Here is a 24863-nt window from a genome sequence, read left to right as displayed (position 1 = left end):
CGGGAGCGCCGGGCCGGAAAACGAGAGGGGAAGGCCGTTCGCCCCCTGTTGAGATTTACGGACGGTGTCGTCCGCCCGGGTGGTTCGTTCAGCCGAGAAACGCGGCGGCCGCGGTGTCGAGTTGTTCGACGATCCAGGATTCGAGGCTGGTCTGCGACTGGCCCGCGACCTCCTGGTAGCGGGCGATGCGGTCGGCGCCCAGCCTGAGTTCGAGTGAGACCCGCTTTCCTTCGGCCTCTGGTTTCTCCTGACGGAGGGCGGCGAGGTTCCGCCTCAACCGGTTACGTGTCCATCCGTTCCGCTGCGCCTGGTCGAGCCAGTGGTCCTGCTCCTCGGGAGGCAGCGACGCCACCTCCGCGTGGTGCTGGAAGCTCAGCCCGTCGCGTCTGCGGGAGAGGTCGACTCTCCTGGAGACCCAGGCGTAGTTGCGAAGTGTCTGGTAGTCGAGGCCGATGGCCTCGATGGCTTTTCGGTATCTGTCGGTGTAGCGGGACCGGCCGTAGGCGAGCCAGTCGCCGAGACACCATGTGGAAGAGTTGGCGACCGCGGAAATCCGGAAACCGGCCTTCTCCCAGAGTTCGTAGGGCAACTCCGCTGGGATGCGAAGACCGACGGGGGTCACCTGGACGCCTCCGTAGGCGTCGTCGGAACCCCTGTGATGATTCTTTTCTCCGATGGAATTCCTTTTCGGTTGGATCCGGGTCGCGCCTTTCGTTGCACCTGGGCGCCCAGCCAACACGTCCTCCCTGATATGAACAGGCGGAACAATATTTTAACTAATACCAGATTGCCACTCATGTTGTAAAGCTCGGTCAATATCACCGTGAACCGTGTTTTTGAGTGCGCATGCAATGTGGGTTGTGGGGCGGTCTTATTGGCTTCCGACCCAACAGGTAAGCAATCTGGATAATGCTGGATAAGGGCGGAAAAACATTCCGCCCGGCCGTGTGGCCGGGCGGAACGTGTCAGCGAAGGTGCGGTTCCCGGATCACCGGGAGATCACCGGAGAGATCACCGTGGGTTGTCGGCGGCCATCCGGTAGGACTTCCCGCCGAAGGTCACGACGAAGTTGGACGGCGTCGCGATGGGCAGGTCGTATCTGAGCTGGACCTCCTTCGACTGCCCCGGGGCGATGCTCTCCCAGGTCGGAACGGTCAGCCGTATCCGATGGAAGTCGCCCTTGAGGCCGCCGACGTTCGGCCCGGTGTGCCCGGTCGAGACCACCGAGAGCGTCCAGCCCGTCTGCTGGGTCATGGTCGCCGGGGCGGAGGTGCCGTAGTCGAACTCGATCGTGGCGCCGCCGGGGATCGTGGTCGTCGAGTTGTTGGTGAACTTGAACTTGGGGGAGATCGGGTAGTTGGCGTCGCCGACCGCGAAGCCGTACAGCTCGGCCTGGACGTTGAGGGTCTCGGTCGGCATCGTCCTGGTGCCGGCCTTCAGGTTCCCGTACGGCGCGGCCGTCTTGAAGGTGTTGTAGATCTTGGTGGTGAGGGTGTCGCCGATGAAGTACTCGCCCTTGCCGCCGTCACGCTCGGGGTAGTACTTGTAGTCGCCGGCCAGCTCCCAGATCATGATGCCGCCCATGCCCTTGTTGGCCACGTAGTCGGCCTTGGCCTGGATGGACTGGTCGTCCTCGGTGGACAGGTAGACCTTCTTGTCGTTGTTCCACAGCCACGGGGCGACCATGGAGGAGGAGTACTTGCGGACATAGGTGCCCGAGATGCGGTCGGTCGGGTCGGTGTCCGGGGTGAGGCCGTACTGGGTGATGTAGCTGCCCTGCTTGCCCTCCTGCAGGTTCTTGAAGTGCCAGACCGGGTTGACGCCGGCCGGGACTTCCTTGCCCGCCTTGTCCAGGTCGTGCCAGAGGTTGTCGATGCCGATGGCGCCGTCACCACACGGCACCTTGGAACCGATCTTGCCGCCGGTGCCCTCGGGGCAGTTGTTCTGGTCCGGCAGGTCGGAGGTGCCCCAGAGGCCGTCCGTGCCTCCGGTGACGCGCTGCCATCCCCGGCTGTAGTAGCCGACGCCCAGGTTGATCCGGCCCGCCTGCATCGCGCCTCGCAGGTGGTGGAAGGCCCAGTCGCCGTTCATGTAGCCGATGCCGCTGTAGGTGCCGTAGACGTTCCAGTACTTCATCTCGGCGTCGCTGCCGTCGTCGTAGAGGGCCTGCAGCGGGCCGACGAAGTGGTTCCACGCCCCGTGCAGGTCGTAGGTCATCATGTTGGCGTAGTCGAGGTACGGGGTGACCTGGTAGGTCTCGCTGCCGCGCAGGATCCAGCCGGAGGCGGTGGTCGCCGCGGTGAGCAGGTAGTACTTGCCGTCGGCCGCGGCGGCGGCGTCCAGCTTCTGCCGCAGGGTCTTCATCAGGTTGACGTAGCCCGCCATCAGCGTCGCCCGGCGCGGGTTGGAGAAGCTGAAGTCGTCGGGGTTACCGGCGTTGGGGGCGGAGGTCGCGTACTCGTAGTCGATGTCCACACCGTCGAAGCCGTAGTCCTTCATGAACTTCACGGCCGAGTCGGCGAAGGTGTTGATGCTCGACTGCGAGCTGGCCATCGTGTAGAAGCCGCCGGAGGCCTGCCGGACGCCGTTGTCGTCGATGTAGCCACCGGTCTCGGCCCAGCCGCCGATCGACAGGATCGTCTTGACGTTGGGGTGCTGCTTCTTGAACTTGTTGAGCTGGTTGAAGTGGCCCTTGTAGGAGTAGGCCGGGTCCATCTCGGCCCCGGCGACGCCCGGCCACTCCATGCCGATGGAGGGGTTGTTCGCGCTGGGGGAGCCCACGGAGACCTTGCCCTGCCCGTCGATGTGGGCGAAGGCGTAGTTGATGTGGGTGATCTTGTCCCAGGGGATGTCCTTGGCGAGGTAGGACGGGGAACCGTCCTTGCCGGTACGCCAGCTGGTGAAGTAGCCCACCACGCGGCGCGGGTGGTCGGCGCCCATCTTCTCGCGCCCGTTGTTGTCGTAGACCGTGCAGTACGGCACGCCGGTCACGCCGGGAGACTGGTAGAGGCCGTCGGGACGGCAGGCCGACTGGTCGGTGGGCAGCTTGTCGGTGCGGCCGGTGACCGTTCCGGAGAAGTCGGACTGGTTGCCGACGGCGTCCTTCGCCCGGACCTTGAAGGTGTACTCGGTGTCCTCGGTCAGGCCGCTGACGGTCGCGGTCGTACCCGGCGGGGTCCCGGTCACGACGGTCGCGGAGGAGTTGCCGTTGTAGACCTCGTAGGAGACGACGCCCTTGTTGTCGGTCGAGGCGCCCCACTGCAGGGTGATGCTGGTGTTCGTCTTGCCGGTCACGGTCGGCGTTCCGGGGGTGGTCGGTGCCTCGGTGTCCGGCTTGTCGGTGCGGGCGGTGACGGTCCCGGAGAAGCCGGACTGGTTGCCCGCTCCGTCCTTGGCGCGGACCTTGAAGGTGTACTCGGTGTCGGCGCTCAGCCCGTTGATCGTGGTGGTCGTGTTCGGCGGCGTCCCCGTCACAGTGGAAGCCGACGAGTCACCGTTGTAGACCTCGTAGGCGGTGACGCCCCTGTTGTCGGTCGAGGCACCCCACTGCAGGGTGATGCTGGTGGTCGTCCTGCCGCTCACGGTCGGCGTGCCGGGGGTGGTCGGCGCCTCGGTGTCGGGGGTGTCGTCCTTGAGGGTGCGGACGGTGGTCGAGGGGGAGGAGGCCGACTCCTGGCCCGCGGTGTCTTTCGCCTTGACGGAGAAGGTGTACTCGGTGTCGGGCGTGAGGCCGTTCACCGTCGCGGAGGTGGTCGCCACCGAGGTGACCTTGGAGGTGCCCTGGTAGACGTCGTAGCCCGCGACGCCCTTGTCGTCGGTCGAGGCGGCCCAGGTCAGGGCGACGCTGTTGGTCGTCGGCGTCGCGACGGGCTTGCCCGGCGCGGTCGGCGGGGTGTCCGGCGGCGGGCCGCCCTCACACGGGTTGCCGTTGATCTTGCAGTTGGCCGGCGGGGTGGTCGGCCCCATGCCGACGAAGCCGAAGCTGTTGCCGCCCGTGCTTCCGCCCGCGGGAACGTTGGCGTTGCCGCTGCCGGGCTTGACGGTCACGTGGCTGCCGCTGATGGTCGGCGTGCCGTTCCACCAGTTGCCGATGGACTGGCCGGAGTTGAGGTCGAATTCGAGGGTCCAGGTGGTCGCCGCCGAGTCGCCGGCGTTCTTCACCTCGTACGTTCCTTGCCACCAGGTACCGCGGTCGGAGGCGGAGAACTTGGCGGTCAGCGATGCCGCGGCGTGCGCGGCGGGCGCACCGACCGCGGCCATTCCCGCCGTTGCGGCCGCGTACATGACCGCAACGGCGACTGCTCTCCATGAACGGAGACGGGACATCGTGCTTCCTCTCTGGCGAAGCAGCTAAAAAGGTGTCCCCCGAGATAGTTCGCGCGCGCGTGTGACCTTCCCGGCGGGCGGGTGAATCCGCTCGTCAGGGAAGCAACAAACAAGAAACCTTCTTATTTAATTCGGGAAGCTACTCGCGCTGACATACACCGTCAACCCTCGGTTTTTCTATATGTCCGGACATATCCATCCGGACACCGGGGATTACGGGCCACGAAGATCCCGTACGGCGCGCGACCGCGGAGGACGGTCCAGAGAGGGCGCGCCGGAGAAGGTCAGAGCAGGCCGTGCCGGGGCGGCAGGGTGCCGTTGAGCAGGTAACGCCCGATGTGCTGCACCTTCCACCTGGCCGGGTCGTGCAGGGTGTGGGTCCTGGCGTCCCGCCAGAAACGGTGCAGGTTGAGGCCGTCCAGCGCGGAGCGGGTTCCGGCCAGCTCGAACAGGGCGCCGCCGATGTCGACCGCGGCGCTCGCGGCGAAGGCCTTGGCGGCGGCCACCGCGATGGACGCCTCGGCCGCGCTTTCCTCGGTGAGCCCGGCCCCCGGCGTGCCCGCGGCGTCCACGGTCCTGGCGGCCGTCGCCAGCAGCGCCTCGGCCGCGCGCAGCTGAACGCCCAGCTCACCGAAGCGCTGGATGAGCAGCGGGTCGTCGGCCGCGCTCTCGTGACCGCTCTCGAACCAGGGCCTGCTCCTGGTGCGGACGAACTCGGCGGCCTCGGCCAGGGCCGCGGCGGCGATCCCCACGTCGATGGCGGTGTGCAGCAGCTGGGCGACCGCGCCGTGCAGCTGCGGCCCCTGGAAGGTCAGGTGGTGCGGCACCACCCGGTCCGCGGGCACCTCGACCCGGTCGAGCTTGACGGTCCCGCTCGCCGTGGTGCGCTGGCCCATGCCGTCCCAGTCGTCGACGACGGTCAGCCCCCGCGCCTCGCGCGGCACGTAGGCGACGTGGAGCGTGTCGTCCTCGGCACGGGCGAGCACCGGGATCCAGTGCGCGAACAGCGCCCCGGTCGAGTAGTGCTTGACGCCGCTGAGCAGGAACGAGCCGTCCGGCGCCGGGACGAGCCTGGTACGGATGTCCTGGACGTGCCTGGTGCCCGCCTCCGACTGGGCGTTGCCGAACCTGCGTCCCGCCAGCACCTCGGCGAAGAAGAACTCCCGCTGCGCCGGGGTGCCCTGGCGGCGCAGGACGTTGACGTAGACGAAGTGGCTCTGCGGGATCTGCGCCAGGCTCGGATCGCCGGAGGCCAGCAGCCGGAAGACCTCGGCCAGTGTCTCGTGGCGGATGTCGGCGCCACCGTGGTCGGCGGGAACGGTGACGCCGAGCAGCCCGCTCGCCGAGAGCCGCTCCACCTCGGCGTGCGGGAGCTTCCTCGCCGAGTCCCGCTCGGAGGCGCCCGCGCGGAACTCGGCGGCCAGCCTCCCGGCCGTCTCCAGCGCCTCGGCGTCGTCGGCGATCACATGAGCGGTCACATGAGCGGTCACGGCGGGATCTCCAGGGGGTCGGTACAGGGAGAACCGGGGCGTGCCCGGTCGTGGCCGTCCGTGTCGGCCACGACCGGGCACGCGGTCACCGGCGCGGAGGGGTCAGGAGTACCAGGTCGGCTCGGGAATCTCGCCCGTCAGGACGAAACGCCCGACCTCCCGGCGCTTGTAGGCGACCGGGTCGTGCAGGGTGTGGGTGCGGACGTTGCGCCAGAACCGGTCCAGGCCCTCGGCGCTCGTGGTCGCCCGCGCGCCGGTGACCTCGAAGATCCGGCCGGTCACCTCAAGGGAGACCTCGGTCGCCACGGCCTTGGCCGCCGCGACCCGCACCTCGAACTCCCCGCGCGCCGCCTCGGTCACCGCGTCCGGGTCGCCGTGCAGCCTCTCACCCTCCTCGGCGATCCGGTCGGCCAGCGCCTCGGCCGCCCAGAGCCTGGAGGTCAGCTCGCCGTAGGCGTCGATGACGTACGGCTCGTCCACCGCGTTGTCGTGTCCGCCGTGCAGCCAGGAACGGGACCTGGTCCTGGTGTATGTCGCGGCCGTCTCCAGGGCGCCCGCCGCTATGCCGAGGTAGAGGTTGACGAAGACGAGCTGGATCGTCGGGACGTTGAGGGTGTTGTAGACGCGGGGCTGGAACACCCGGTCCACGAAACCGGCCGCCGAGGCCCATGGGGTCCGGACGCCGTCGAGGGTGACGCTGCCGCTCTCGGTGAGCCGCTGGCCGATGTTGTCCCAGTCGTCGTGGAAGGTCAGCCCCGGGCTGTCGGAGGGCACGATCGCGAAGATGTGCGTCTGCGTCCCGTCGAGCACCCCTTCCAGGACGGTCACGTCGGAGACCTTGCTGCCCGTCGAGAAGGACTTGCGCCCGGTGAAGACCAGGTCGTCGCCGTCCTCGGTGACGACGACGTCGTTGTCGCGTGGGTTGACCGCGCCGCCGAAGAACCACCGGTTGCGCGCGGCCTCCGCCTCGACGTGCTCCCACTGCTCACGGGTGCCGACCAGCCTGGCCGCCCAGTTCCACAGGTAGTGGTAGCCGAGCAGCTGGCCGACGGAGCCGTCCGCCTTGGAGATCTCACGGACGACGCGGTAGGCGGTCGGCCAGTTCTGGCCCCCGCCCCCGTGCTCGACGGGCCCGAGCAGGGTGACGAGCCCGGAGTCCTTCAACAACCGGACCTCGGCGTACGGCGTCGCCGCGGCCTTGTCACGGGCGGCGGCGTCGGTCGAGAGCACGGCGGCCACCTCGGCGGCCCGGTCGATCCAGCCCTGCGGGCTGTCGGGGAAGGGCTCTGTCTGCCAGGCGGAAGGAGTGACGGCGGTCATGACGGACCTCTCGTTCGGGCTGACGGTCGTGGGTTCGCTGTTCCGGGGGGCTGGTGGTGCGGTCAGGAGCCGAGCGTGGCGGGCTCGCTCTCCTTCCCGGGCAGCCGGGACTCCAGCTCGCGCACGAGCGGCAGCACCCGCCTGCCGAAGTACTCGACCTCCTCGTGGTAGTGCAGGAAGCCGAGCAGCAGGAGGTCGACGCCGAGCCGCCGGTAGGCGACGATGCGCTCGGCGACCTGCTCGGGGGTGCCGATCAGGCCGGTGCGGAACCCGTCGTTGTACTGGACCAGGTCCTCGAAGGTCGAGTCCTGCCACATCCCCCTGCCGTCGGCGGTCGAACGGCCCGCCTGCCTGACGGCGTCGCCGAAGTCGCGCACGGCCTCGGTGTCGGCCTTGGCGACGATCTCCCTGAGGGTCTCGCGGGCCTCGGCCTCGGTGTCGCGGGCGATGAGGAAGCCGTTGAGACCGAAGCGGGGCGGGCGGCGCCCCACGCCCTCGGCGGCGGCGCGCACGTCCGCGAGCTGCTCGGCGACGCCGTCGAAGTCCCTGCCGTTGCTGAAGTACCAGTCGGAGACCCGGCCCGCCATGGCGCGGGCGGCGGTGGAGTTGCCGCCCTGGAAGATCTCCGGGTGCGGACGGCCCGCGGAACTCAGCGGCTTCGGCTTGAGGGAGAAGTCGCGGATCCGGTAGAAGTCCCCGGCCAGCTCGGCGTGGTCCTCGGTCCAGATGGCGCGCAGGGCGCGGATGAACTCCTCTGAGCGGCGGTAACGCTCGTCGTGTTCGAGCCACGGCTCGCCGAGGGCGGTGAACTCGCCCTTGAACCAGCCGCTGACGACGTTCACCGCGAACCGGCCGCCGGAGAGGTGGTCGGCGGTCGCGCCGAACTTGGCCAGCACCCCCGGATGCCACAGGCCGGGGTGGACCGCGGCGATGACCTTCAGCCGCCGGGTGGCCAGCAGCAGGGCCAGGCTGAATCCGGTCGACTCGTGCTGGTACTCGGCGCCGTAGCCGGCGATGTAGCGGACCTGGCTCAGGGCGTAGTCGAAGCCGTTCTCCTCGGCGAGGACGGCCAGGTCACGGTTGTACTCGTAGCTCCAGTCGGTGCGTTGTTCGATCCGGCTGGTGACCAGGCCGCCGCTGACGTTCGGCACCCAGTAGGCGAATCGCACGGGTTCTGTGGAGGGTGGTGCGGACATCGAAAGGCTCCCGGCACATGGAGGGAGGGCATGACGGAGAAAACCGGGTGGTCGTCGTTCACGGCATGGGGAAATACCGTTCACGACGGACGAGAAAAGAGGGTCGGGAAATTGGCATGGCGAATTCACATGCGATGCCGTACCGCTTGGAAGGGGAATTCCGAAGGCGGTTGGGAAGAGGGGCGACGCCGTGAACGCCAGGCGGAGAAAGGGGGAAATGCCTGGTGGGAGGGGGCGAGAGGGGGAAGGGCTCTCAGGACTGGGGACGACAGATGGCGCTGGAGACGCGGGCGAGATCGACGTGCCGCCGCCGCGTCAGGGCCTGTCGCTTCGTCATGCGAGTAAGAGTAGCCGAGTCGTCACCGGCAGTCGAGAAGCTGTTTGTTTTTTCTCTCCTGTGTTTTTTGTTAATTTCGGCGAAACACGTGTGACGACCGGGCTCGGGGCGGGGCCGTCACAAGAAGTTGGCGAGGCCGTGTTTGGTCGCACGGGCATCGGGTACCGGGGACGGCTGTGGCTGAAGTGGCCGATGTGACAGCCGAAGGAAAGTTTCGTAAACATTCAAGACATGCACGATTTGTGGTCTAGGCTCCAACGCCTGTGTGGGCAAGGAGCGGGCACGGAGCGGGCACAGACCTCCTCCGGCGGCTCCCGCCGGAGGCAGGACCGGCGCGTGCCCATGTCACAGATCGCGTCGCGGACCACGGGTCCGCGATGGATGGGAGCGATGTCGAGTTGATGGACCAGTACACGCCGCGCGGCGGCCTGGACGACGGGGACCACCTCCCCGGTTCGAGGGGGGAACACGTGCTCCAGCTCCTGTTCGCCACCCGCGACAGGGCGAAGAGGTTCTACGAACGCCAGGTCACCGACCGGCTGACGCCGCGGATGAGGGAGTTCGTGGCCCGCCAGGAGATGGTCTTCGTGGGTACGGCCGACGCCTCGGGAAACTGCGACACGACCTTCCGCGCCGGCCCTCCCGGATTCGTCAGGGTCCTCGACGAGACCACGCTCGCCTACCCGGAGTTCCGCGGCAACGGCGTGCTCGCCAGCCTCGGCAACATCATGGAGAATCCGCACCTCAGCCTGTTGTTCGTCGACTTCTTCGAGGAACTCGTCGGGCTGCACGTCAACGGTTCGGCGACCATCGTCACCGCCTACGACGCGGCCCGCCGTCACGGCCTGGCCGACGAGGACATGACGGCCCCGGGCCGCAGGGCCGAGCGCTGGGTCAGGATCGAGGTCGAGGAGGCCTACATCCACTGCTCGAAGCACATCCCGCTGCTGGCCAGGCAGGAACGCGGAGGCCGGCACGGAGCGCGGCGCAGACCGGCGGGGGAGGACCACTTCGGTGTCGGCCGCCGTGGGGAGCGGCCCGTCGAAAGGGAGAGATCCGTCGACAGAGGGCTGCCCGCCGAGAGGGAGTGGCCCGCCGAGAGGGAAAGGGAAAAGGCGGGGAAGCCGGCCGGGTGACGACATGATGATCGACATCGGGCTGATCCGCCACAGCTGGCTGCTCGTCGCCCCCGTGGCCGAGAAGGTCACCATGCACTTCTACGGCAGGCTCTTCTCCGAGTATCCGCAGGTGAGAGAGATGTTCCCGCCCGCGATGGACGTGCAGCGCGACCGGCTGCTCAAGGCGCTGACCCAGGTGGTGCTCAGCCTGGAGAACGGTGAGCCGCTCGACGACTACCTCGGCCAGCTCGCCAGGGACCACCGCAAGTACGGCGTGCGCCCCGAGCACTACCCCGCGCTGGGCCACTGCCTGGTGGCCGCGATGCGGGCCAACGCCCACGGCGCCTGGCTGCCCGCCTACGACGAGGCGTGGATGAACGCCTACCGTTACGTCGCCGAGGTGATGATCCAGGCCGCGGAACAGGACGCCGTCCACGCGCCGCCCTCCTGGATCGGTACGGTCGTCTCGCACGAGATGCGCACCCGGGACATCGCCGTGATCAACGTCGAGCCCGACCAGCCCTACCCCTTCAGGGCGGGGCAGTACGCCACCCTGCAGACCGGGCAGTGGCCCAAGGTGTGGCGGCCGTACTCGATCGCCAACGCGCCCAGGCACGACAACCGCCTGTCCTTCCACGTGCGGGCCGTGCCGGGCGGATGGGTCAGCACGGCGCTGGTCCGGCACACCCAGCCCGGCGACATCGTCCTGATCGGCCCGCCGAGGGGGACGTTCTCGCTGAACGACGCGCGCACCCCGCACCTGGTGTTCCTGGCGGGCGGCACCGGCCTCGCCCCGCTCAAGGCGCTCGTCGAGGAGTCGGCGTGGTCGCCGGAGCGCCCCTCCATCGACCTCTTCCACGGCGTACGGCACAGCTCCGAGGCCTACGACATGCACGACCTGCGGCGCCTGCGGGCGCAGCACAAGCGTCTGCGGATCATCCAGGCCGTCTCCGACGAACCCGAGCACTGGCCGAGGCACACCGCGGTCGACGCCCTCGAATACCACCGGGTCATCCCCGACGGGGACGTCTACGTGTGCGGCTCGCCGGAGATGGTGCGCCACACGACCGCGCGGCTGCTGGCCATGGGGGTGCGCGGTGAGCGCGTGCACAGCGAGTTCAGCGGGGAGGCCCCCAGCTTCGTGCCCTCATGACACACGGTCAAGGGCGGTGAGGGTCGTCTCGCGCGGATAGGGCGACAGCCGTACGGCGTGCTCCCGGTCCAGCTCGCCCGAGGCGACCCGGCGGCAGAGGTCGGCGACGGCGGCGATCTCCGCGCGCTGGGCGACGACGAACCCGCGCCCGACCGGGTCGCCGTGGCCGGGAACGACCGTCGTCGCCGCCGTGGTCCCGGGCAGCCCGAGCAGTCCGTCGAGGGCGGCGGGCCACGCCAGGGGAGCGGCGTCCTCGTAGTCGGGCGGCGCGCCGTTCTCCACCAGGTCACCGGCGAAGACCACGTCCGCGTCCGGCACGTGGACCACGAGGTCGTTGCCGGAGTGGCCGGGACCGAAGTGGGCCAGCACGACCCTCCTGCCTCCGGCGACGAGTTCGGCCCCCGAGCTCACCAGGCGGTCGGGCAGCGCGATCTCCGTGCCCGCGATGTCGTCGGCGACGTCGTCCCGCCCCTGGTCGCGGTACCACCGCGCCCAGGTGTCCCTGGCCGCGCAACCGTTCGCCACCAGGTCGCCACGGCAGGCCTCGTGCGCCCAGACGGGGCAGTCGAGGAAGGCGCCCGTGCCGAAGCTGTGGTCGAAGTGCGAGTGGGTGATCACCACCGTCCACGGATCCGGGGTGATCCTCCGTACCTCGGCGGCCAGTTCTGCGCCCTGCCGGGCGTCGCCCCGCGTGTCGACCACCAGGCAGCCGCCGTCGCCGAGGACCAGCCCGACGGACAGGTCGAGCTCACTGTGCCGCCGCACCAGCACCCGGTCGGCGACCTCGATCCAACGTCCCTCCACGGACGGCATTCTCCCGTACGGCCCGCGCGGCCGGGCCGTACGGGAGGCTCATTTGTGCAGCATCACCCAGATGCCGAGGGCGACACCGCTCACGACGACCAGGAAACCGGCCACCGCGACGACCCAGCCGAGGGGACGTCCGCCGCCTCCGGCCGAGGTGGGCCGGGCGGCGGCCAGACCGGCCAGGGCGACGGAGAAGACCGCGACGAGCCCCGCGCCACCGGCCAGGGCGGCGACCAGGACCCGCCACAGGGCGTCGAGGTCGAGGTAGGCGTTCATCACACGGCCTCCTTGACCGGGGCGGGGGTGCGTCCGGTCCACTCGTCGTTGACGTTGGCGGCGTTCACCGTGCTGCGGCGGGAGGCGAGGTAGAGGCCGAGGCCGCCGAGCAGCGCGAGCAGGAAGACGACGGTCACCCCGCCCGCCCCGCCGATGAGGTCGGCGCCCTTCCACGCGACGGCGCCGACCAGGGCGGCGGCGGGCAGCGTCAGCAGCCACGCGGTGGCCATCTGACCGGCCACGTTCCAGCGCACCTCGGCCAGCCGCTTGCCGAGGCCGGAGCCGATCACCGACCCGGCGCACACGTGCGTCGTGGACAGCGGGAAGCCGAAGTGGGAGGAGGCGAAGATGACCGCCGCCGAGGACCCCTCCGCGGCGAAGCCCTGCGGTGTCTCGATCTCGGTGAGCCCCTTGCCGAGGGTACGGATGATCCGCCAGCCGCCGAGGTAGGTGCCCAGGGCGATGGCGCTCGCACTGCAGACGATCACCCACAGCGGCGGTCCCGCGTCCTTGCCGAGGGTGCCGTTGGCGATCAGGGCGAGGGTGATGATGCCCATGGTCTTCTGGGCGTCGTTGGTGCCGTGGGCGAGCGAGACGAGTGAGGCCGACCCGATCTGGCCGATCCTGAACCCTCTGCCGCGGATGTCGTCGGGAACGTTCCTGGTGATGACGTAGACCAGGAAGGTACCGATGGTCGCGACCAGGATGGCGGCCAGCGGCGCCAGGACGGCGGGGATCAGCACCTTGGAGACGATGCCGACCGCCTTCACGGCCGAGGGGCCCGCGGCGATCAGCGTCGCCCCGACGACTCCGCCGATCAGCGCGTGGGAGGAGCTGGAGGGGATGCCGAAGTACCAGGTGAGGAGGTTCCAGGCCAGACCGCCCACGAGTCCGGCGAAGACGACGGTGAGGGTGATGGCTCCGGCCTCGACGATGCCGGTCGCGATGGTCGCCGCGACGGCCAGGGAGAGGAAGGCGCCGAGGAAGTTGAGGATCGCCGAGAGCGCGACGGCGATCTTGGGGCGCAGGGCGCCGGTGGCGATGGAGGTCGCCATCGCGTTGGCCGTGTCGTGGAATCCGTTGGTGAAGTCGAAGGCCAGGGCGGTGGCCACCACGACTCCCAGCAGTACGGTGTTGGAGTCCATAACAGCTGTATTGACCTTTTAGGCGGCAATGACCCTTAAAGTCCGGCCTTAACTGGAAAATTCATTCTTTATATGCCTGCTTGTCCACGGGCCATGGAGGTCAGCCGCGCAGGTAGGTCACCACGGCCAGGACTCTGCGGTGGTCGTCCTCGGCGGGCGGCAGGTCGAGCTTGGTCAGGATGCTCCCGATGTGCTTGCCGACGGCGGCCTCGGAGATCACCAGCCCCCTGGCGATGGCCGCGTTGGAACGGCCCTCCGCCATCAGGGCCAGCACCTCCCGCTCACGCGGGGAGAGCCTGCCGAGCGGGTCACGGCGGCGGCGCAGCAACTGCCTGACCACCTCGGGGTCGACGACCGTGCCGCCGGAGGCGACGCCGTGCAGCGCGTCCACGAACTCCTCGACGTCGCCGACCCGGTCCTTGAGGAGATAGCCGACCCCGGTCCCGTCGCCGGAGTCGAGCAGCTCGCTGGCGTAGGTCTGCTCGACGTACTGGCTCAGCACCAGGACGGGCAGGCGGGGGTCGGCGGCGCGCAGCGCGACCGCGGCCCGCAGTCCCTCGTCGGTGAAGCCGGGTGGCATCCGCACGTCGGTGACCACGACGTCAGGGGTGTGCGCCCGTACCGCCTCGACGAGGCCGTCGGCGTCGCCGACCGAGGCGACCACCCGGTGCCCGAAGCGGGTCAGCAGCCCGGCGAGCCCCTCACGCAGCAGGACGCCGTCCTCGGCGAGGACTATGTCGAGGGGTCGGTCGGTACGCAAGGGATCTCCACACGTAGCAGGGTAGGGCCCCCGGCGGGGCTGGAGAGCATGAGCCTGCCGTCGACGACGGAGACGCGGTCGGCCAGACCGGCCAGGCCGCTGCCCCTGGCGGGGTCGGCGCCGCCCGTGCCGTCGTCGCCGACCTCGACCACCAGGAGGCCGCCGTCGAGACGGCCCTCGACCCGGGCGTGGGCGGCGCCGCTGTGCCTGGCCACGTTGGCCAGCGCCTCGGAGACCACGAAGTAGGCGACCGACTCGACGGCCTCGGGCAGGCGCGGCAGCGTGACCGAGACGTCGACGGGTATCGGCGACCGGTCGGCCACGTCGGCGACGGCGGCGGGCAGGCCCCGGTCGGTGAGGATCTGCGGATGGATGCCCCTGATCAGGTCGCGGATCTCGGCCAGGGCCAGTTTCGCCTGGCCGTGGGCCCGTGCGACCAGCTCGGCGGTCTCCTCGCCCTCCGTCAGCCTGGCCATGCCGAGCGTCATGGTCAGCGCGACCAGCCGTTGCTGCGCGCCGTCGTGCAGGTCGCGTTCGATCCGGCGCCGCTCCGACTCGAAGGCCGCGACCAGCCGGGTCCTCGACCGGGTGATCTCGGCGAGCCGCCGTCCCGCGTCGATCTCCTTCGGCGACAGCATCGCCCTGGCCAGCGCGCCGTGGGCCAGGGCGAGCAGCGTCAGCGGGTACAGGGCCAGCAGGAGCCAGAGCGAGCCGATGGCGAGCGCGGCCATCGCCGACAGGTCGTTGTCGACCAGCCAGAACCTCAGCACCCTGACGTCTCCCGTCTGCGAGCGCAGGGCGGGGGTCAGGACCATCGTGGCGGGCATGCCCAGCCCGAAGGTCACCGCCAGCAGCTCGATCGGCCACAGCACCGTGACCATCAGGACCAGGTAGCCGAGCTCCCGCCAGGTGGCCTGTTCCCGCAGCCGCAACCGCAGCCACGCGACGACCCCCGAGGACTCCGCGGCGCGGTGCGGGGTCGGGGCCGGGTCCGGGTCGATGATCCGCAGCCTGCGGCGTTCGAGCGCGGCCACGGGTATGCCGCCGAGGGCGAGCACGAGCAGCAGCGGCACGCCGATCAGCACCGCGGCCAGGACGGTCCCGGTGAACAGGCCCAGCAGGAAGACCACCAGGACGACCTCGCCGACGAGCACGCCGGTGACCAGGTAGGCGAGCGAGCGCCACGGCCAGGAGGTCAGCACCAGGTCCCACCGGGTGAGGGCCCGCCACGCCGCCGATGACTGCATCCGACGACACTACGTCCCCGGAGCGGAGGCCCCCAGGAGAGCAACCCCACTTATAGGGGTATAGCCAGATATACCCGGAAAACTAGGCTTTGGCGTCCTGTGTCCACGACCCCGGCGACGGTGTCATGGGGGCCATGAACCAGACAGCCGTACGCCCGGACCTGCGGGCCTTCATGTCGGCCGCGCTGCGCAGACAGCACGTCGTCGGCGCGATCGCGCCGAGTTCCCCCGTCCTGGGCAGGGCGCTCAGCGCGGTGGTCCCCACGGGGAACGCGTCGGTCGTGGTCGAGCTCGGCCCCGGCACCGGCCCGATCAGCGAGGTCATCCACGCGCGGCTGGCCCCCGGCTCCCGCCACCTGGCCGTCGAGATCGACCCCGACCTCGCCGCGCACCTGCGCAGGACCAGGCCGTGGATGGAGACCCTGTACGGCGACGCCGCCGACCTGGGCACCCTGCTGGCCAAGGCGGGGGTCGAGCGGGTGGACGCGGTCGTCAGCACGCTGCCGTGGTCGTTCTTCCCCGGTGACGTGCAGGAGCGCATCCTCGGCCAGATCAGCGGGGCCCTCGCCCCGGGCGGGGCGTTCACGACCGTGACCTACCTGCACGCGCTGCCGCTGGCCGGGGCGAGGGCGCTGCGCCGGCGGCTGCGCGCGGTCTTCGACGAGGTGCTGATCACCGGGCCCGTCTGGCGGAACATCCCGCCGGGGATCGCGTACGTGTGCCGCAGGCCGGTCGACGCGGCCCCCTGAACGTCAGGCCAGCACGCGGCCGACCATCCGGGCGTACATCCGCCCCGGGCTGGGCGCCGAGGGCGGGTTGAGGAAGCCGGGAAGCATCGGCGGGTTCACGGCGAAGGGCTGCAGCCGTTCGTAGAGGACGTCGGCCCCTGGGGGGCGCCGTTCGGGGTCCTTCTCCAGCAGGTCCTGGATCAGCCGGTTCAGCTCGGCGGGGACGCCGCCGACGGGGGGCGGGCGCTCCTTCACCTGGCGCTCGAACACGGCGTACTCCGTCGGGCCGGTGAACAACTGCTCGCCCGTCAGCATCTCGTGGATCACACAGCCCAGGGCGTACAGGTCGCTGCGGGGCCCGACGATCCCGCTCTGGATCTGCTCGGGGGCCATGTAGGCGGGCGTCCCGAGGATCTGCCCAACCCGGGTGAACTGGGCCGAACCGGTCTCGCGGAGCACGGCCAGTCCGAAGTCCAGCACCTTGACGCTGCCGTCGGGGCAGAGCATCAGATTGGTCGGCTTGAGGTCGCGGTGGTAGATGCTCAGCGCGTGGGCCGCGACCAGCACCGCGCAGGCCTGCGCGGCTATCGTGGCGGCCCAGGGAACCGGCAGCGGGCCGTGCTCGCTGAGCAGGTCGGCCACGGTGACGCCCGCGATGAACTGCATCACCTGGAACAACCGGTGGTCGAAGGTGCCGAAGTCGTACAGGACGGGCGCGCCGGGATGCTCCAGCCTGGCCAGGATGCGCGCCTCACGCAGGAAGCGCCGCTTCATCTCCTCGTCGGGCCCCGTGACGAGCCGCAGGAACTTCACGGCGACCCTGCGGTCGAGATGCCTGTCGTGCCCCGCGTAGACGGCGCTCATGCCGCCCTGGCCGAGCGGGAGGTCGTCGAGCACGTACCGGTCGCCGATGACCATCCGGTCCTCCAAGCCCGCGGAACATCACACTCCTTGGTCGCACGGCCGCAGATGACCGTCGACCAGTCCGTCAAAGCCTAACCGGATCAAGGTTTCCCCCAGCGCCGCCGTCTCGCGCAATCTGTCCTCAAGGGCGAACAGCTCACGGAAGGCGGCGCCGTAACGGCGCTGCTCAACCAGGGGAAGCATCGGCACCCTGGCCCGCCGTACGTCGAGGCGGCTTGAGCTGGGATGGATTCGCGCCGCGTCCGCCGAACGGAGGAAACCGGCGAGGAAGTCCGCGTCGAGCCGCCCGGGATCGACCCGGTAGAGCGTGAGCTGCGGGCCGAGCGCGGCCCCGCCGTGCGTGACCACCCGCACCGCGCCCATGACGGTCGTCACGACGTCTCCGGGCGTGACCATGACCGGCGCCGGGTCAGGGGTCGTCCTGCCGGAGGGGGCGGTGCCCAGGGCGGCGTCCTCCGCGGTCAGCACCGGCAGCGGGCCCTTCTCGACGGACATCTTCGGCGGGGCCTGCAGGATCGTGATCAGGCCCGCCTTGACCAGCTCGCCCACGGTGGTCGTCGGCAGGTCCTGCCGTTCGGTGAGCGGTTCGAGGGCGAAGGGCGCGCCGGAGAGCCTCGCCGAGGTGCCCCTGAAGCGGTCGAGCGCCCCGGTGAAGTCACGCAGGAAGTCGGGGCCGCCCTGCTGGGGGCGGACGCGCGCCAGGCTGAGGTCCACCTCGTCGTCCAGCAGGTCGATGATCCGCACCGTACGGCTCTCGCCGGTCATCTCGGCCTCTGGGTCGTCGCAGTAGGCCCGCCAGGCGGGTTCGACGACCGACAGGTTCTCACTGGCGTCGACCACCAGAAGCTGGGAGGGGGGCCTCTCCCCGTCGGGACGGCGCAGCAGCCACAGGTCGGGGCCGCCCGCGCCCAGCGTGACCACCGCACGCAGCGCCCCGGCGCGCAGCAGGTTGCCCCTGATCCGCTTGCCGGGACGGCGGCTCGCCGCGGCGGCGGGCATCAGGATCGCCACCAGGCCGCCGGGCCGTACGCGGGCGAGGCAGTGCTGCACCCAGGCCAGCTCGGACTCCCCGCGCGGCGGCAGGCCGTACTCCCAGCGGGGGTCGCCGGTGAGCTCCTCGTAACCCCAGGCGCGCTCGTTGAACGGCGGGTCGCAGACCACGGCGTCGGCGGGCTCGTCCGACAGGCCGTCCTCGCGGAGCGAGTCACCCGCGACGATCCGCGCCCTCGTCCCCCGCAGCAGCAGTCTGACCGCGGTGAGCAGCGCGTTCGTCTCGTTGATCTCCTGGCCGAGGGCGTTCTCCGCGTGCAGCAGAAGGGTCCCGACCCCGCAGGCCGGGTCCAGCACCGTTCCGCCGTCCTGCACGGCCAGCCGGTGCATGAGCGCGGCGACGTCGTCCCTGGTGACCGAGAGCCTGCGGGAGTGGGCCTCGACGTAGCGCTCGCAGAGGAACTCGAAGGCGGGCAGCGGCCCGAGCTCGGCGGCCAGCTCGGCGACCAGGCGCAGCAGCGCGGGGTCGTTGACGCGTGCCGGGGTGCCGGGCAGGTCGGCGGTCACCTCGGCGATCCGGGACAAAGCGCGTCTGCCCTGCTCACGCCAGGCCCGGGGCTCACGGTGCAGGAACAGCAGGAAGGCCCCGGCGCCGCCGACCAGGTCGCCGAGGCGCAGGTCGTCGGCCGAGGTGCGCAGCCGCTGCCAGACCAGGTCACCGAGGGAGACCTCGAAGGTCTTGCCGTTACGGCGCAACCAAGCGGCGATCTCGGGCAGGGAGTAGAGCGGGCTGGAGGTGGTTCCGCCGACCGGCTGGGGGAAGTCGTCGTGGCGGCGGCGCCAGTTGCTGACCGCGGCACGGCCGACGGAGGCGAGCCGGGCGATGTCGCCCGCGTTCACCGTGATCTCCTGGCTCTCCTCCATACTGGGCCAGAGTAGTTCACTGTGCCGCAGCGGTCTACAACAGCTTTGCTTGTGAAGTGCTTCAACCAATGATTTACTGCCTTCATGGCACTGAACGAAGCACCGGCACTGCGCTATGCCGCCCGCTCGGATGTCGGCGTCCGCCGTGAGGCGAACGAGGACTCGGGCTACGCGAGCGCGCGCCTGCTGGCCATAGCGGACGGCATGGGCGGTCACGCCGGCGGGGAGGTCGCCAGCTCCCTGGCCGTCACGGCCCTGGCGGCACTGGACGACAGTCTCCCGCAGAGTGGCGTCGATCTGGTGACCACCATCAAGAACACCGCGCGGGACGTCAACCACGCGCTGAGGGAGAGGAGCGAGCAGGACCCCACCCTGCGGGGGATGGGAACCACATTCACCGCCATGCTCTGGGACGGCGCCTCCTTCGCGCTGGCCCACGTCGGCGACTCCCGCGCCTACATGCTGCGCGAGGGCGCCCTCTACCAGATCACCCACGACCACACCCTGGTCCAGTCGCTGGTCGACGACGGGCGGATCACTCCGGAGCAGGCGGCCGAGCACCCACGCCGCTCCATGGTGCTACGGGTCCTTGAGGGCACCGGGGACGGCGAACTCGACCTGTCGTTGCGCGAGGCCAAGGTCGGCGACCGCTACCTGCTGTGCTCGGACGGCCTGACCGCCGTGGTCGGCCCGGAGACCCTGTTCAACACGCTGACCGACATCGGCGACCCCGACGAGGCGGCCAGATGGCTCATCGACCTGGCCAACCGGGGTGGCGGGCCCGACAACATCACCTGTGTCGTGGCCGACTTCGGCGCCCACCCCGCCTCCGCGAACCGGTTCGTCGTCGGCGCCGCGGCGGAGCGAAGACTGTCCCTGTGACCGGTACGGCGGGCGGATCGGAGGCCGGCCCGCCGTACCGGACCTGGCACTACCAGGTCCTGCCGGTGATGCGCTCGTAGGCCTCGATGTAGCGGGCCCTGGTGATCTCGACGACCTCCTCGGGCACCTCGGGGGCGGGCCCCTTCTTGTCCCAGCCGCTGTTGGCCGCCCAGTCGCGGACGAACTGCTTGTCGTAGGAGAACTGCGGGCGTCCCGGCTCCCACTGGTCGGCGGGCCAGAACCGCGAGGAGTCCGAGGTGAGCACCTCGTCGCCGAGCACCAGCGTGCCCTCGGCGTCCCGGCCGAGCTCGATCTTCGTGTCCGCGATGATCACACCGCGCTCGCGTGCCAGCTCCGCGCCGCGCCGGTAGACCTCAAGGGTGATCCGGCGCAGCTCCCGCGCGGTCTCCGCGCCCTGCCGGGCCACCACCTCGTCGAAGGTGATGAACTCGTCGTGCTGCCCGAGCGGCGCCTTCGTGGTCGGCGTGAAGATCGGCTCGGGGAGCCTGGAACCCTCGACAAGGCCGGGCGGCAGCTCGACCCCGGAGACCGCGCCGGTCGCCTGGTACTCCTTCAGGCCCGAGCCGGTGAGGTAACCCCTGGCGATGCACTCGACCTGCACCATCTCCAGCCGCCTGCACCGTACGGCCCGGCCCTCGAACTCGTCGGGCACCTCGGTGGCGGAGATGACGTGGTTGGGCACGACGTCGGCGAGCTGCTCGAACCACCACAGCGAGAGCTGGGTGAGGATCCTTCCCTTGTCGGGGATGGGCGTGGGCAGGATCACGTCGTAGACCGAGACCCGGTCGGAGGCGACCAGGATGATGTCGCCCCGGTCCTCGTAGACGTCGCGGACCTTCCCTGAGTGGAGAAGCTTCACTGTTCCCTAATCCCCTGAGATCGCTCGGCACGATGGCCGCGATGGCGGCACCGCCCGCTGGTTGACACGTGTCCGCCCGGCCCGGTGGGAGGCTGATCGGCACCAACAGCGTAGTCGCAGGGGTGAGAACCGGGGCGGCGGGCCTTGCGCGCCCCGGCCTCGGGGCCTCAGGCGGGCCGCGTGATCATGATGGCCAGCCCGACGAGGATCACGACGGGGATGAGCCACACGATCGCCTCGATGGCGAACTCCTTGTACACGACGGACATCCCTTCGAGGGTGACGATCGTTGCGGGAACGCTGAGCACCGACGATAGCGCCTGCCCCGCGCCGCGACCAGAACCCTCGGAAGGCCGTCAGGAGGGGTCTCAGGAGGGAATCGCCGAGCCGACGACGACCGGTTCCTCGGAGCCGGGTCCCTCGACGACCTCGGCCACCACACAGGTGATGTTGTCCGGGCCGCCCGCCTCGCAGGCCAGGTCGATGAGCTGCCGCGTCACCTCGGAGAGGTCGTCGACCTCGGCCAGCACGTGGCGCAGCCGTTCGGCCTCGACGACCCCGGACAGGCCGTCCGAGCACAGCAGGTAGCGGTCGCCGACCTCGGCGTCCCGCAGCGACAGGTCGGGGTCGGCGTTGTCTCCGCCGTCGAGGACCTGCAGCAGGATCGACCGGTGCGGGTGCCTGGCGGCCTCCTCCGGGGTGATCCGGCCGTCGTCGAGCAGCGTCTGCACCAGGGTGTGGTCGTAGGTGATCTGGTAGAGGTCGCCGTTGCGCAGCAGGTAGGCGCGGGAGTCGCCGATGTGGGCCAGGGCCACCCGAGGGCCGTCCCAGAGCATCATCGTCAGCGTCGTGCCCATCCCGGTGAGGGACGGGTCCTGCTCGACGAGCTCGCGCAGGCGCTGGTTGGCCCTGCGTATCCCGGCCTCGGCCGCGGCCGCCAGGTCGGCGGAACACTCGTGGTCCAGGTAGGCGACCGCGGCGATCGCCGCCGAACTGGCGACCTCCCCGCCCACGTGGCCGCCCATGCCGTCGGCGACGGCGAGCAGCCGGGCGCCGGCGTACCCGGCGTCCTCGTTGCCCTGGCGGACACGGCCGACGTCGGAACCGGCTGCGTAGCGGAGCGTGATCATCTGCACACCACTGGAAGGTCGAGTTGCACGAGCGGGTCGCTTTCGGGCGGTGGAATCGGCACGGTCGAACCGAGATGTTCCACAATCCACTTAACACCATGGTGGCGCAAGCGGCCTGTGGAAGTGTCGTCACATCCTTTGGGGGTCACCGTGGCGCGTAAGCTGTTTCGGCTCCCCGCACACGTTGCCGGGAGCCCCACCACCCCGGACGGCGAGGAGCTGAGGAAATGACCGCGGTCACGCAGGAGGCGGGGCGGCGCCGTACGTTCGCGGTGATCAGCCACCCCGACGCGGGAAAGTCCACGATGACGGAGGCGCTCGCGCTGCACGCCTCGGCGATCAGTGAGGCCGGTGCCGTGCACGGCAAGGCCGGCAGGCGTGGCGTCACCTCCGACTGGATGGACATGGAGAAGGCCAGGGGCATCTCCATCACCTCGGCGGCCCTGCGGTTCGAGTACCGCGGCCACATGTTCAACCTGGTCGACACCCCGGGCCACGCCGACTTCTCCGAGGACACCTACCGGGTGCTGGCCGCCGTCGACTGCGCGGTCATGCTGCTCGACGCGGCCAAGGGCATGGAGCCGCAGACCCTGAAGCTGTTCGAGGTCTGCCGCCACCGGCGCATCCCGGTCATCACGTTCGTCAACAAGTGGGACCGTCCCGGCAGGGAGGCCCTTGAGCTGCTCGACGAGATCCAGGAGAAGACCGGCCTGCGGCCGACCCCGATCACCTGGCCGATCGGCACCGGTGGCTTCTTCCACGGGGTGATCGACCGCGTCGCCGAGCAGGCGGTCCGCTACACCCGGACCCCCGGTGGGGCGACCAAGGCCATCGAGACCCTGCTGACCCCCGAGCTGGCCACGGCCGAGCTCGGCGAGGACTGGGAGCGGGCCAGGGACGAGGCCGACCTGCTGTCGGCGATCGGCTCCGACCACGACCAGAAGGCCTTCGAGGCCCACGAGTCGACCCCGGTGCTGTTCGGCGCCGCGCTGAACAACTTCGGCGTCGGCCGCCTGCTCGACGCCATGGTGGACATCGCCCCGGCCCCGGCACCCCGCCCTGACGTCAAGGACGACCCCCGCCCGCTCGACAAGCCGTTCTCCGGCCTGGTCTTCAAGGTGCAGGCCAACATGGACCCCTCGCACCGCGACCGGATCGCCTTCGTCCGGGTCTGCTCGGGGCGCTTCGAGCGCGGCATGGTGCTGACCCACGCGGCGACGGGCCGTCCCTTCGCGACCAAGTACGCCCAGTCGGTCTTCGGCCAGGAGCGCGCCACCATCGACGAGGCCTTCCCCGGCGACGTGGTCGGCCTGGTGAACGCCACCGCCCTGCGCCCGGGGGACACGCTCTACGACGGCGTCCCCGTGGAGTTCCCCAAGATCCCCAGCTTCGCGCCCGAGCACTTCTGGACCGCCCGGTGCCGTGATTCGAGCAGGGCCAAGCAGTTCCGCAAGGGCATCGACCAGATGGAGGCCGAGGGCGTCGTCCAGGTCCTGCGCTCCGACATCAGAGGAGACCAGTCGCCGGTGCTCGCCGCCGTCGGCCCGATGCAGTTCGACGTGGTCAAGCACCGCCTGGCGGGGGAGTTCAACACCGAGATCGTCATGGACAGGCTCGACTACAGCCTGGCCAGGATCACCGACGCCGAGTCCGCGCCCATCCTGGCCCGTCAGCGGGGTGTCGAGGTCCTCACCCGGGCGATCGACGGAGAGCTGCTCGCGCTGTTCAGCGACGAGTGGCGCATGCGCGGCGTGCTGCGTGACCACCCGAACCTCGTGCTCAAGGCCCTGCTCGCCGACACCCGGGGCTGAGCCGCCCTACGAGCCGCCGAACGGCCCCGGGTCTCGATGGATCACATCGGGCGCGCTGGGGCCGCTGAAGGCTGCTGGAGGCGGGCGTAGGGGCCCTCTGTCGCGCCGCCTATCGGAGAATGGGCGACACTGTCCGCGCCTAGTGCGATATATCCCCACAAGACGGCCAAATGGGGCATCCTTATCGCCGGAGCGCCTGTCCACCGGGGGGGTAGGGCGGTGGCTCGCGTGCCGTGCGACGGCGGCCGTGTGACAGAGGGAAGCAGATGTTCGGAATCGTCCGCCCGTGCCGCCACGGGATGTGCAACGGGTTGTTCAAGGAGTGGATGGCGCACCTGTGCGGGCTCTGCCTGGCTCTGCGTGACGAGCACGGCCACCTCTCCCGGCTGGTCACCAACTACGACGGCCTGCTCGTCTCGGTGCTCACCGAGGCCCAGGCCGTCTCCTCCTCCCCGCACCGCAGGGCCGCGGCGTGCGCGCTGCGCGGCTTCAAGGGCGCCGACGTCGTCGAGGCCCAGCAGGGGGTACGGCTCGCGGCGGCGGTCTCGCTGATCCTGGCCGCGGGCAAGATCGGGGACCACGTCGCGGACGGGGACGGCGCCTACGCGCGCAGGCCGGTCGCGGCCGTCGCGGGCCGGGTCGCCACCCGCTGGTCCGCGGCGGGCTCGGGTACGGCCGTCGCGGTCGGCTTCGACCCCGAGGTCCTGGTCAGGGCGGTGGCGGAGCAGACCAGGCTGGAGGGCGTGCCGGGGCTGCGGCTGCTCGAACTGACCGCCCCGACCGAGGAGGCCGTCGCCGCCGCCTTCGGGCACACCGCCCTGCTCACCGGCAAACCGCACAACCAGGAGGCGCTGCGGGAGGCGGGACGCCACTTCGGCCGCCTGGCCCACCTGCTCGACGCGGTCGAGGACCTGACCGAGGACCGTGCCCGGGGCGCCTACAACCCGCTGATCGCCTCGGGGACCGGCCTGGCCGAGGCCCGGCGCCACTGCGACGACGCGCTGCTCGGGCTGCGCCTCGCGGTCGCCGAACTCGACCTGGAACGGCGGACCCTGGTCAGGGCGCTGCTGGTCAGGGAGACCGCCCGCTCCGTCGAACGGACCTTCGCCCTGGCCGGGCAGCGGGGGAGACCGGGTCACAAGGACCCCAAGACCCCGCACCACGACCGGCCCCGCGACCCGCGGCTCAAGCCCGACCCCGGCGGCCTGCTGTCGATGATGTGCGCGGCGATGGCCTGCTGCACCTGTGGCCTGTACCGGCCCCCGTGGGATGAGGACCGGTACAAGTCATGCGGTGAGCGGTGCGACGCCAGCGGCTGCGACTGCTGCGGGAACTGCGGCGACTGCGGAAGCTGCTGTGACTGCTGTGGCGGCGACGGGTGCTGCGGCGACGGCTGCGGTTGCGACTGCGGCTGCTGAC

At 70.2% G+C, this 24863-nt stretch carries 21 protein-coding genes; 6 read left to right on the top strand and 15 right to left on the bottom strand.

Annotation, left to right across the window (positions count from 1 at the left end; all coding sequences use genetic code 11):
- Positions 1–88 precede the first annotated feature (88 nt).
- The 6 genes from ABZ463_RS18195 to ABZ463_RS18170 form a co-directional block, all read right to left on the bottom strand.
- Positions 89–622, bottom strand: a complete 534-nt coding sequence (locus ABZ463_RS18195; RefSeq protein WP_352009746.1) for an LmbU family transcriptional regulator — start codon at positions 620–622, stop codon at positions 89–91.
- A gap of 389 nt (positions 623–1011) precedes the next feature.
- Positions 1012–4284 (bottom strand): glycosyl hydrolase family 18 protein, encoded by a 3273-nt coding sequence (locus ABZ463_RS18190; RefSeq protein ID WP_352009745.1) that lies wholly within the window; start codon positions 4282–4284, stop codon positions 1012–1014.
- Between the two features lie 326 nt (positions 4285–4610).
- A complete protein-coding gene (locus tag ABZ463_RS18185; RefSeq protein ID WP_362777216.1) occupies positions 4611–5816 on the bottom strand; it encodes an SfnB family sulfur acquisition oxidoreductase in 1206 nt (401 codons plus the stop codon).
- 102 nt (positions 5817–5918) lie between these two features.
- Entirely contained in the window at positions 5919–7136 is a 1218-nt protein-coding gene (locus tag ABZ463_RS18180) for an acyl-CoA dehydrogenase family protein (protein ID WP_362777213.1), read from the bottom strand.
- A gap of 62 nt (positions 7137–7198) precedes the next feature.
- Complete coding sequence (gene sfnG, locus ABZ463_RS18175) at positions 7199–8332, bottom strand: dimethylsulfone monooxygenase SfnG (RefSeq protein ID WP_352009742.1); 1134 nt, start codon at positions 8330–8332, stop codon at positions 7199–7201.
- A 253-nt stretch (positions 8333–8585) separates the two neighbouring features.
- Complete coding sequence (locus ABZ463_RS18170; protein ID WP_352001415.1) at positions 8586–8669, bottom strand: putative leader peptide; 84 nt, start codon at positions 8667–8669, stop codon at positions 8586–8588.
- Positions 8670–9046: 377 nt separating this feature from the next.
- On the opposite strand from ABZ463_RS18170, the gene ABZ463_RS18165 reads away from it, so the two are divergent.
- The gene (locus ABZ463_RS18165; RefSeq protein ID WP_352009741.1) at positions 9047–9805 is read left to right on the top strand and encodes a pyridoxamine 5'-phosphate oxidase family protein; all 759 of its coding nucleotides are present in this window, start codon (positions 9047–9049) and stop codon (positions 9803–9805) included.
- Between the two features lie 4 nt (positions 9806–9809).
- On the top strand, positions 9810–10940 hold the full coding sequence (locus ABZ463_RS18160) for a globin domain-containing protein (protein ID WP_352009740.1): 1131 nt from the start codon (positions 9810–9812) through the stop codon (positions 10938–10940).
- Here ABZ463_RS18160 and ABZ463_RS18155 read toward each other — a convergent pair.
- The 5 genes from ABZ463_RS18155 to ABZ463_RS18135 form a co-directional block, all read right to left on the bottom strand.
- Entirely contained in the window at positions 10935–11753 is an 819-nt protein-coding gene (locus tag ABZ463_RS18155; protein ID WP_362777207.1) for an MBL fold metallo-hydrolase, read from the bottom strand. The genes ABZ463_RS18160 and ABZ463_RS18155 overlap by 6 nt on opposite strands.
- 39 nt (positions 11754–11792) lie before the next feature.
- Complete coding sequence (locus ABZ463_RS18150) at positions 11793–12023, bottom strand: hypothetical protein (protein WP_362777205.1); 231 nt, start codon at positions 12021–12023, stop codon at positions 11793–11795.
- The gene (locus ABZ463_RS18145) at positions 12023–13168 is read right to left on the bottom strand and encodes an inorganic phosphate transporter (protein ID WP_352009737.1); all 1146 of its coding nucleotides are present in this window, start codon (positions 13166–13168) and stop codon (positions 12023–12025) included. The genes ABZ463_RS18150 and ABZ463_RS18145 overlap by 1 nt, the downstream gene beginning before the upstream one ends.
- Before the next feature lie 100 nt (positions 13169–13268).
- Positions 13269–13928: a response regulator transcription factor gene (locus tag ABZ463_RS18140; RefSeq protein ID WP_362777202.1), complete on the bottom strand. Its 660-nt coding sequence runs from the start codon at positions 13926–13928 to the stop codon at positions 13269–13271.
- Positions 13901–15175, bottom strand: a complete 1275-nt coding sequence (locus ABZ463_RS18135) for a sensor domain-containing protein (protein ID WP_352009735.1) — start codon at positions 15173–15175, stop codon at positions 13901–13903. Before ABZ463_RS18135 ends, ABZ463_RS18140 begins: the two co-directional genes overlap by 28 nt.
- A 134-nt stretch (positions 15176–15309) precedes the next feature.
- Between ABZ463_RS18135 and ABZ463_RS18130 the strand changes: the two genes are divergently transcribed.
- Positions 15310–15924: an NAD-binding protein gene (locus ABZ463_RS18130; RefSeq protein WP_352009734.1), complete on the top strand. Its 615-nt coding sequence runs from the start codon at positions 15310–15312 to the stop codon at positions 15922–15924.
- A 3-nt stretch (positions 15925–15927) separates the two neighbouring features.
- On the opposite strand, the gene ABZ463_RS18125 is transcribed toward ABZ463_RS18130, so the two are convergent.
- Positions 15928–16821: a serine/threonine-protein kinase gene (locus ABZ463_RS18125; protein ID WP_352009733.1), complete on the bottom strand. Its 894-nt coding sequence runs from the start codon at positions 16819–16821 to the stop codon at positions 15928–15930.
- Between the two features lie 24 nt (positions 16822–16845).
- Positions 16846–18741 carry an N-6 DNA methylase gene (locus ABZ463_RS18120; protein ID WP_362777199.1) on the bottom strand — a complete coding sequence of 632 codons (1896 nt, stop codon included), beginning with the start codon at positions 18739–18741 and terminating at the stop codon, positions 16846–16848.
- Between the two features lie 84 nt (positions 18742–18825).
- On the opposite strand from ABZ463_RS18120, the gene ABZ463_RS18115 reads away from it, so the two are divergent.
- Positions 18826–19623, top strand: coding sequence for a protein phosphatase 2C domain-containing protein (locus tag ABZ463_RS18115; RefSeq protein ID WP_352009731.1), 798 nt, complete (start codon positions 18826–18828; stop codon positions 19621–19623).
- 49 nt (positions 19624–19672) lie between these two features.
- On the opposite strand, the gene ABZ463_RS18110 is transcribed toward ABZ463_RS18115, so the two are convergent.
- Positions 19673–20503, bottom strand: coding sequence for a phosphoribosylaminoimidazolesuccinocarboxamide synthase (locus ABZ463_RS18110; RefSeq protein ID WP_362777195.1), 831 nt, complete (start codon positions 20501–20503; stop codon positions 19673–19675).
- Positions 20504–20871: 368 nt separating this feature from the next.
- Positions 20872–21633, bottom strand: a complete 762-nt coding sequence (locus ABZ463_RS18105; protein WP_352009729.1) for a protein phosphatase 2C domain-containing protein — start codon at positions 21631–21633, stop codon at positions 20872–20874.
- A 227-nt stretch (positions 21634–21860) separates the two neighbouring features.
- Here ABZ463_RS18105 and ABZ463_RS18100 point away from each other — a divergent pair, with 227 nt between their 5' ends.
- Positions 21861–23444: a peptide chain release factor 3 gene (locus tag ABZ463_RS18100; protein ID WP_352009728.1), complete on the top strand. Its 1584-nt coding sequence runs from the start codon at positions 21861–21863 to the stop codon at positions 23442–23444.
- Between the two features lie 266 nt (positions 23445–23710).
- On the top strand, positions 23711–24862 hold the full coding sequence (locus ABZ463_RS18095; RefSeq protein WP_362777190.1) for a DUF5685 family protein: 1152 nt from the start codon (positions 23711–23713) through the stop codon (positions 24860–24862).
- Position 24863 lies beyond the last annotated feature (1 nt).

This window comes from Streptosporangium sp. NPDC020145, from assembly GCF_040631275.1.
In the GTDB taxonomy this organism is placed as follows: Bacteria; Actinomycetota; Actinomycetes; order Streptosporangiales; family Streptosporangiaceae; genus Streptosporangium.
The sequence above is the reverse complement of the archived record's forward strand: the minus strand, read 5'-3'. Positions and strand labels throughout refer to the sequence as shown.